Origin of the sequence: Janthinobacterium sp. HH104 (assembly GCF_001758715.1) — a bacterium.
Lineage (GTDB): Bacteria > Pseudomonadota > Gammaproteobacteria > Burkholderiales > Burkholderiaceae_D > Janthinobacterium > Janthinobacterium aestuarii.
This window is the reverse complement of the sequence record NZ_LRIB01000003.1, coordinates 1-5,306: the sequence shown is the minus strand read 5'-3', so window position 1 is coordinate 5,306 and position 5,306 is coordinate 1. Positions and strand designations below refer to the sequence as shown.

Here is a 5,306-nt window from a genome sequence, read left to right as displayed (position 1 = left end):
TGCGAAGAAGGAAGAGTATGAAGCATTTCGCTAAATCCGTCAACTCCTTCTTTTTACTACATCGCCGTTTCCGGTGATCCTCAACTGCCGCAGTGACTGCGTCTCATTGGGGAGGCGAACTATAGCAAAGCCACCCACGGCCGGCAAGCTTTATTTGAGCAATTCGGCAACCGCCATGCCCACATCGCTTGTACTGGCGCTGCCGCCCATGTCCGGCGTCCGCGAACCATGCTCAAGCACCTGCTCGATGGCGCGCACAATCGCGTCATGCGCCGCCGTGTAATTGGCATCGCCATTGCCGAGGAAGTCCAGCATCATGGCGCCCGACCAGATCATGCCGATCGGGTTGGCGATATTCTGGCCGTAGATATCGGGTGCGGAACCGTGCACCGGCTCGAAGACGGAAGGAAAAGTCCGCTCCGGATTGATATTGGCCGATGGAGCGATGGCAATCGTCCCCGTGCAGGCGGGGCCCAGGTCAGACAAGATGTCGCCAAACAGATTTGAAGCGACCACCACGTCGAAACGTTCGGGGCTCAATACAAAGCGGGCAGCCAGGATGTCGATATGGTATTTATCCCAGTGGACATCGGGAAAGCTCGGGGCCATGGTTTCCACCCGCTCATCCCAATACGGCATGCTGATGGCAATGCCATTCGACTTGGTGGCCGATGTCAGGTGTTTCTTGGGCCGGCTTTGCGCAAGCTCGAATGCGTATTTCAATATCCGGTCAACGCCCTTGCGGGTAAACACGGATTCCTGCAGCACCGTTTCGCGCTCCGTCCCCTCGAACATGCGCCCGCCTACGGATGAATATTCCCCTTCCGTGTTTTCACGCACCACATAAAAATCGATATCGCCCGGCTTTTTATTCGCCAGCGGGCACGGTACGCCCGGCATCAGCCGCACGGGACGCAAGTTGACGTATTCATCGAATTCACGCCGGAATTTTAATAAGGAGCCCCACAGCGAGATATGGTCAGGCACCTTGTCCGGCCAGCCCACGGCGCCAAAATAGATGGCGTCGAAATCCTTGAGCTGCGCAAACCAGTCCGAGGGCATCATTTGCCCGTGTTCCAGGTAATAGTCGCAGTTGGCCCATGCCATCGTCGTAAACTGCAGGTCGATATTGAAACGGCGGGCAGCCGCCTCCATCACACGCAAGCCCTCCGGCATGACTTCATTGCCAATGCCGTCACCGGCGATGACGGCGATTTTATGTGTGCTCATGGGATACCCTGTTGGAAATAGGCGATGGAAGCTTGTATTTACATCGGCTGCGCCACGTCCGGGTACAGGCGCGCCAGCACATCGGCAGTGATCGCCGTGATGATGGGCTGCACACGTTCGGCCGCCAGTTCATTGGACTTCTCGCGGCGCACCTCTTTCCATAGCTCGACCAATGCGCCCTCGTGGCGCGCCACCGCCTGCTCGACTTCATCCTGCCAGAAGGCCGGCGCCTCGCTTTCAACAAAGTTGCCGCGGCCACGGCCAAAGTGCGCCACCGCCAGGTAACGCAGCACGCCCGCCACCACCAAGGTACGCAGGAAGGCATCCGTGAATTGCATGGTGGGCTCATTACGGTCCGTGCCGGAATTAAAGCCCCAGGCTGCGCCCGCAAACGTCAACGCACCAACCACACCGCCGAGCAGGGCGCCCGTACCCAGGGTCAGGCCGCCGGAAATCAGGTCGGCTGACAGGCCCGTCGCGGCACCGGAAATCATGGCCCCCAGCAAACCCGCTTGCGCCTTGTCGATCGGCGCGCGCACGGCAAAGTTTTCCCGTATGCGGCTATTGATCTTATGCGCATCGGTCGGGTCGAGTTTGTGCAGTATCAAAAGCTCGCGCGTGGTGATACCGCTGTGCGTATTGAGCCGCGCCACCAGGCTGGCCATGGCTTTTTCCTGGCGTTGCTGCTCCGCGTTCTTACCTATGCCCACGACCTGCAAGGCCGATTTCAGCAAGCCCTTGGAGACAGGCTCGATGGCTTCGCGGTCCTGCCCGGCCACTGCCAGCTGCGTGGCCAGCAAGTGCATGGCCTGTCGGAAACGCGCCGTATTCTGTTCTTGCCAGGCAGCAAACAAACGCGCATAGCCCGCTTGCTGCGACTGCGGCAACAATTTACCCACGGCTTCATAAAACACGCGCTCATGTACCCAGCAGCGAGCAAAGGCATCGAGCGCCAGAACGTCGCGCACAATCGGATACTGCTGCAAATGTTCGCGCCAGCGCGCCTGTTCGCTATGTTCCTCATTGCCTGGACGCGGCGGACCCATCTGGTTGAGCAAGACCACCACCGGCTTATCGAGCCAGGCGAGGATTTTCATTTCCGCCGGCAGGTAACCCGCATCCTTGGGATGCTCCGAGGAATTCACCAGGTATAGCACCACGTCGGCGGAGTCCTTGGCCGTGCGCAGCGCTTGCTGGCTGAGCCAGAACGGGCGGTCGCGGTAACGGTCCAGCACTTCGCGCAGAAACCAGCCGATGGGATTACCCGACTGTCCCAGGCGCTTGAGCAGGCGCACGGAGTCGCCAAAGCCGGGCGTATCCCACAATTGCAAGGCATCGCCCTGTGGCGTAGCCAGCAAGGTATGCGATTCCGCAAACACGGTCACGTGGGCGGCGTCGCGCACTTCGCCGATGTCCACGCCCACCAAGGTGCGCGCCAGGGTCGTCTTGCCATTATTCGTGTGCGAAATCAGCGCGAATTGAATCTGCACCGCATCATCCTGCACATCTTTATTCACATTCACACTCATGCTGCTGCCGATACTTTCAAGCCGACACCTGCATCGAGCGGGTGCAAGGCAGGGTTGAGCAAATTGACCACGGTGGCCGTGGTTTTATGGAACTGGCAAAACTGCTGCCACAGGGCGACTCGTTCCGCCAGGCGCGCGCCGTTATCCGCCTGCTCGCCGGCGCGCTCCAGGTAGCTGGACTCGTCGATCAGGACGGCGATGCCGCGTGCCGACGATTGCACCAGATAATCGAGGAAGGCGCCGTGATTTTCCTTTTCAGGCGTCGCCGTCAGATTGAACAGTACGGCCGTGATATTGACTTGCGGATCGTTCAAGTCCGTGCCGCGCAAGACGTCCTGCGGCTCTTCGCCGTACGACATCGATGGACGCAGCATCATGCGCCCCTGCTCGCCGAACAGCATGATGGACAGCTGGCCCAATCCCATGTGGCGTGCTTCATCGACAGTAAAGCTGTACGGCAAGACGCGCAGCATGCCACCCGTGGCCACGCCAATGCTTTCATTAAGCTTGCGGAAATACGGCTGATCGAGATCCAGCGGAAAGTTCTTGGCCAGGCGCGCGGCGCGCCAATTGTTGACCAGGGCCAGTATCAGGCGGGGAACGACGACCAGCAGGAAGATGGTTGCCGCATACAAATGCACCCAGCGCGCGCCACCTTCGATGGTCGTCGTTTGCGGGAAGCGCAGTGCTTCGATTTCCGCCAGCGAAAAACCTTGCAAATGAAACAGGGCAATAGCCGGTGCAAACAAGGTCGAAAGCAGGCTGTGCACTTGGCCGGGATTTAAAAAGGTGCTTTCCCAGCCGGCCGCATATTGCGACAGAAAGCCGCGGGCATACAGTGAGGCAACGGCGCCGATGGCAAACATGGCGGCGCTCAGGTGGATGGTACGGCTCAGGCGCGCGGCCGTCAGCTTGGCGCTCAAGTGTGCCCATTCCCCCATGAAACTGAGCAAACCTGAAGACAAGGCGTGCGGCAATTTGCGCGGCAGGGCCAGGCGGCCCACGCTCAGGTGACGCACCAGTCCCGCCTTCGGCCAGCCGAGCGAGTGCGAGGGAATGCATAGCCAGATCAGCAAGCCCAGGTAGACCAGCACATTCCAGGCGATGATCAGCAACAAGGGCGCAGACAGCAAGTCGACGCGATGGGGATCCGTGATGCGGTCGAGCCCGGCGCCCAGCAGCAAGGCCAGCAATGGCAAGACCAGCGCCAGGGTCTTCATGCCGTTGCGACGCTTCGCGAAGGCAGCGAAAGCGGGGGTGCGCTCGGTGATGCGCTTGATGATCAGCTCGGAACGCTGCTGCAGGAAATCGTCACCGGTCACTTCGGCCTGCTTGCCCGAAGCTTGCCACTGCGCAAGCTCACGCGCGCTGCGGCTGGCATACATGCGGTCGTCCTCGCTGAGGACTTCTTTTTTCTGGTCGGCCGTCTCGATAGCACGGACCAATACCACTTCTCTCGCAATCTGCTCGTTCATGGTGCTCCTGTTTTTGTATGAAACGACAACTCGACAGGCAGATTGTGACGTACTTTCGTGTTTCAGGCCAACGCGTCCTCGGCCCGGAACAAATGATGCAGCAGATAGATCAGGAAAGAAGCGATCCAGGCAGACCACAAGGTGTGCGTAAAGAATTGTGTACCTTGCAACTGTTGCTGCCAGCTTGCCGCCAAACTGCACAGCAGCATGATGCAGGCGAACAGCAGCGCCGTGCGTGGCCGGCCGGGCAGGCAGAACAATGGCAAGGCGAGCATCCACCAGGCAGCGTTCGCCTGGGTAGCGGGCAGGCATGCCATGGCAGATGCGCTGGCCGGCAACGTTTCCAGCAGGCGCGTGTATGGTTCCAGTCCGCCGTAACGCAACAAATCCGTGGGACAGGGCACGTCGCTGAAGGAAGAGAGCAAATAGATGCTTAATGGCACGAAGATAGCCGACAATGCCACTACGCGCAAGGCGCTGCGGCGTGATGCCAGCCAGGCCAGCGGATGCAAGATGTCCCAGACGGCCAAACAGATCAAGGCGGCGCCAAGCAAGATCATGCAGAGCTGGAAACTGCTCGCCCACGCGCTGTCAGCACCGACAAATTGCCCGCGCGCACCGTCGAACATACTGTCGGCGATCATGAGGTCGAGATTGCTGTAATTGCCGATCCAGAGTATCAGCATGGCCGACAGCATCAGGACGCTATCGATGCCTTTGGGAGTTTTGACGAGTTTAAGCTTGGCCAACATGGGTGCACACACTACTTGATGAGAATGGAAGTCATCGTACAGTGTCAATATGAAGAGAACATGACGATGCCCGCCGTACACAACATGTGGTGATAAATGACAAAGGCAGCGCGTAGCGCTGCCTTTTTTTGTTTGTCACTTGGCTGCTGAGTTGTCGGATTACGCTACGCTAATCCGACCTACCCGCCATCCAATAAACGTAGCCACGTAGGTCGGATTAGCGCAACGCGCGTAATCCGACAACCACCACCAGCGTCAAACAAACCCCCCAGACGAAAAAAAACCCGCCAATTGCTTGACGGGTTTTTCTCTTACTGCGA

At 58.9% G+C, this 5,306-nt stretch carries 4 protein-coding genes; all 4 read right to left on the bottom strand.

Annotated features, from left to right (window positions below):
• Window positions 1-150 precede the first annotated feature (150 nt).
• Window positions 151-1,230 carry a tartrate dehydrogenase gene (locus tag JAB6_RS00545; RefSeq protein WP_070300954.1) on the bottom strand — a complete coding sequence of 360 codons (1,080 nt, stop codon included), beginning with the start codon at window positions 1,228-1,230 and terminating at the stop codon, window positions 151-153.
• A gap of 38 nt (window positions 1,231-1,268) precedes the next feature.
• Window positions 1,269-2,759 carry a DUF3482 domain-containing protein gene (locus tag JAB6_RS00540; protein WP_070300952.1) on the bottom strand — a complete coding sequence of 497 codons (1,491 nt, stop codon included), beginning with the start codon at window positions 2,757-2,759 and terminating at the stop codon, window positions 1,269-1,271.
• A complete protein-coding gene (locus tag JAB6_RS00535; protein WP_070300950.1) occupies window positions 2,756-4,234 on the bottom strand; it encodes a DUF2868 domain-containing protein in 1,479 nt (492 codons plus the stop codon). The genes JAB6_RS00540 and JAB6_RS00535 overlap by 4 nt, the downstream gene beginning before the upstream one ends.
• A gap of 62 nt (window positions 4,235-4,296) precedes the next feature.
• A complete protein-coding gene (locus JAB6_RS00530; protein ID WP_139143231.1) occupies window positions 4,297-5,034 on the bottom strand; it encodes an acid phosphatase in 738 nt (245 codons plus the stop codon).
• Window positions 5,035-5,306 lie beyond the last annotated feature (272 nt).

Coding starts and splice junctions, on each gene's coding strand:
- JAB6_RS00535 (WP_070300950.1), bottom strand. CDS start 4,234: ATGAACGAGCAGATTGCGAGAGAAGTGGTATTGGTCCGTGCTATCGAG.
- JAB6_RS00545 (WP_070300954.1), bottom strand. CDS start 1,230: ATGAGCACACATAAAATCGCCGTCATCGCCGGTGACGGCATTGGCAAT.
- JAB6_RS00540 (WP_070300952.1), bottom strand. CDS start 2,759: ATGAGTGTGAATGTGAATAAAGATGTGCAGGATGATGCGGTGCAGATT.